The following is a 3,375-nucleotide window of genomic DNA, read 5'->3' as shown; positions in this document are numbered from 1 at the left end:
GTCCTGTGCCGCAGTCGCTGTTGCTGGTGGCCGAAAAAAGGGGATGAGCACCGCCGGCTTCAATCTAGAGCATTTTTTCCAAGCCGATCTTGTCGCTGAGCCAGGCCTTGAAGCTGCGCCATGTGCCACCCGGCTCCTCATGCAAGGTATGCCGGCGACCGTCGTCTTCGGCGATCCAGACGATTTCGCCGTTTTCCAGCCGCGCTTGGTAACTCACGGCCGGTGCCATGCCCTCAAGCGCCAGCTCGCGCATGTAGCCGGCCAATTCAGGGCTATCGACCAGCACCCCGACTTCAGTGTTCCAGAACACTGAGCGCGGGTCGAAATTGAACGAGCCGATGAACACCTTTTGCTTGTCCAGAATCATGGCCTTGGTGTGCAAGCTGGAGTCCGAGCCACCGCTGAAGCCACGTGAAGAGCCGCCACTGGGGTCATCCTGCTGGCGCCGCAGTTCGTAGAGCTTCACACCATGTTCGAGCAGGGTCTTGCGGTAAGGCGCATAGCCGCCATGCACCGCCGGTACATCGGTGGCTTCCAGTGAGTTGGTCAACAGGCGCACATCAACACCGGCATCGGCACGACCGGTGAGGTAGCTCATGCCCGGCTTTTGCGGGACGAAATAGGCCGAGATCAGGATGAACTCCTTACTGACGCCGTCGAGCGCAGGTCGCAGTTGTGTGGCCATCAATAGAGCGCGGGCGGGTTCGTCGTCGGCCAGTACCTTACTTGGAGCGTCCCACATCGCCTGGCTGTGGGCCCAGATCAATTCCTTGCGCCAAATGCCGAGTTGCGGTTGAGTCCGATAGGTCATGAGGTGGTCGTACAAAGGCTTGTTTTCGGTACGTGCGACCTGGAGCGATTGTTCGAGGCGCTGGCGACTCTTTAGCAAGTCTTCAGCGGTTGGCTTGTTGAGCACCAAGTCGCTGATGGGCTGGCTCAGGGCGCTATTCCAGTACTGATCGAAGCTGTGGCCTAACTGCTCGGCGACCGGGCCGATGCATAGCAGGTCCATGTCGGTGAAATTGAGATCAGGCCTGGCATCGAAATATTCATCCCCAAGGTTGCGTCCGCCGACGATGGCCGCGCTGTTATCGGCCACCCACAGTTTGTTGTGCATTCGCCGGTGCTGTTGGGAAAGATTGAGCAGACGGCCCATGGTTCGCGTCACCAGGGTGCTGCGCCCTAAATGCAAAGGGTTGAAGACGCGGATATAGATGTTCAGGTGCACGGCCAGGGTAGCGATGACGTCTTCCTGGCCGTCACTGGCCGTGTCATCGAGCAGGATGCGTATCCGTACGCCGCGATCGGCGGCCAGTAACAACTCACGTACCAATACCCGGGTGCTGAGACCGTTATGCACGATGTAATACTGCAGATCGATGCTTTTCTGCGCATTGCGGATCAACTCGGCGCGGGCCCGGAACGCTTCACTGCTGTTAGGCAACAGGCGAAAACCCGAGCGCCCCTCATGCGGGGCAGCCTGGGCCTCAATGGAGCGCCCGAAAGACGACTCTGCGGCGGGTATTGTTTCGCTGAACTCGTGGGGCAAAGGCGTAGTTGCGCAGCCGGCAACCAGCAGTGCGAGCAACAGCGCGGGAATGAACCAGTAGATGGACAAGGGGTTCGGCCTCAACCTCAACGGGTGTATTTTTGACCTCGCAAGCCAGCCAGTGCTTTCCGGCTGAAGAGAACATGTGACCCACGGCAATCTGCGCAACCTACTCCAGTAAAGCCCGATTCAATCAGCCTGTCGAAATTTACCGGCCGTTCCACCCGCATTACCTTCCCTCAGTCTCAGCTAAGTTTCGCTACGTATCTTCTGTCCTGCGCAAGTTCAGCGCCGCTCAGGAGAGGCTACCCGCAGATGAATCCCGAAAAAGCCGGATGGCTCAACAAAGTACCCGAGGTGACACTGTCATTCTGGGTGATCAAGATTTTGTCCACGACAGTGGGTGAAACTGGCGCAGATTTTCTGGCAGTCGATGCCGGTCTCGGCGCTGGCTGGACCAGCATCGGCATGGCCGTCTTGCTGGCGCTCGCATTGTCCTTTCAACTGCGGACCAAGGCTTACACGCCCTGGATCTACTGGTTGACCGTCGTGCTGGTGAGCATCGTCGGGACACAGATCACCGACATCATGACCGACATGCTCGACATCAGTCTGTACACCAGCACGGCGGTCTTTTCCGTTCTGCTGGCGATCAACTTCCTGGTCTGGTACCGGGTGGAGCACAACCTGTCGATCCGCGAAATCATCACCCCGCGACGGGAGCTTTTTTACTGGACGACCGTGCTTTGCACCTTTGCCCTCGGCACTGCCGCCGGCGACCTGGCCACTGAAGCGCTGGGCCTGGGTTTCACCCTCGGCGCCGTGATTTTCGGTGCGCTGATCGCCGCGACGCTGGTCACCTGGCGCATGGGCGGCAATGTGGTGTGGACCTTCTGGATCGCCTATATCCTGACCCGTCCGTTCGGTGCCTCCCTCGGCGACTTGCTGACCCAGGCCAAAACCTACGGCGGCCTCGGCATGGGCGCAGCCTGGACCAGCGCTATCTTCCTGTGCGTCATTGTTCTTCTGGTTGCGGTCGCGCAAATCAGCGTTGGCAACCGTAAAGCCGTCACTCAGTAACCTTTCACAACCCATCAAGGATTTGTCATGCGTGCACTTCAAAATGCCATTCGCCACGTTGCCATCGTCTCGTCGATTTTTTTACTCGGCATCGCCGCCGGCTGCTCGAAACCTGCCGACAAACCTGGTACTGGTACGCAGTCTGCCTCGGTGAGCGCATCCGCCCAGTCCGGTTCAAAACTGGGCGATCTGTCCGAGTTCCGCTCAATCGCCGCCGATGTCGTCGCGCTCGTCGATAAAAACGACCTGCCAGCGGCGAAAACCCGCATCAAGGATCTGGAAACATCTTGGGATTCTGCCGAAGCCGGCATCAAACCCCGCGCGGCCAGTGACTGGCATGTGCTGGACAAAGCCATTGACCGCGCACTCGATGCCCTGCGCGCGAGTACACCAAAGCAGGCCGATTGCAAGATAGCGATGGATGATCTGTTGAAAGCCTTCGATTCGATGAAGGGCAAGCAGTGACCAACCGCCGTACATTGCGCTGATCCGGCGGCGGACAAACACCGGCTCAGGTGCTTCAATACAGGCGCGACGGGTATGCCCGCCGCGCCTTTTTTTCGGAGCCGTACATGCGGATATTACTGGTCGAAGATGACCCGATGATTGGTGATGCCATCCAGGGGGCGCTGAACGATGCGAGCTACGCCACCGACTGGGTGAAAAACGGACTCACTGCCCTTGCAGCACTGCAAACCCATGCCTATGACCTGGTGCTGCTGGATCTCGGATTGCCCGGCAAAGAC

General features: G+C 58.8%; 4 protein-coding genes. 3 read left to right on the top strand and 1 reads right to left on the bottom strand.

What is annotated here, in order from left to right; genetic code table 11:
• Positions 1–64: 64 nt before the first annotated feature.
• Complete coding sequence (locus AC1DRJ_RS22120) at positions 65–1,618, bottom strand: phospholipase D-like domain-containing protein (RefSeq protein WP_477804015.1); 1,554 nt, start codon at positions 1,616–1,618, stop codon at positions 65–67.
• A 246-nt stretch (positions 1,619–1,864) separates the two neighbouring features.
• Here AC1DRJ_RS22120 and AC1DRJ_RS22115 point away from each other — a divergent pair, with 246 nt between their 5' ends.
• The 3 genes from AC1DRJ_RS22115 to AC1DRJ_RS22105 all read left to right on the top strand — a co-directional run.
• Positions 1,865–2,629, top strand: coding sequence for a COG4705 family protein (locus AC1DRJ_RS22115; RefSeq protein WP_477804014.1), 765 nt, complete (start codon positions 1,865–1,867; stop codon positions 2,627–2,629).
• Positions 2,630–2,656: 27 nt separating this feature from the next.
• Positions 2,657–3,094, top strand: coding sequence for a hypothetical protein (locus AC1DRJ_RS22110; protein ID WP_477804013.1), 438 nt, complete (start codon positions 2,657–2,659; stop codon positions 3,092–3,094).
• A 107-nt stretch (positions 3,095–3,201) separates the two neighbouring features.
• The coding region (locus tag AC1DRJ_RS22105) for a response regulator (protein WP_477804016.1) at positions 3,202–3,375 on the top strand (174 nt) is incomplete at its 3' end.

The organism is Pseudomonas sp. P5_B2 (assembly GCF_056400445.1).
The sequence above is the reverse complement of the archived record's forward strand: the minus strand, read 5'-3'. Positions and strand labels throughout refer to the sequence as shown.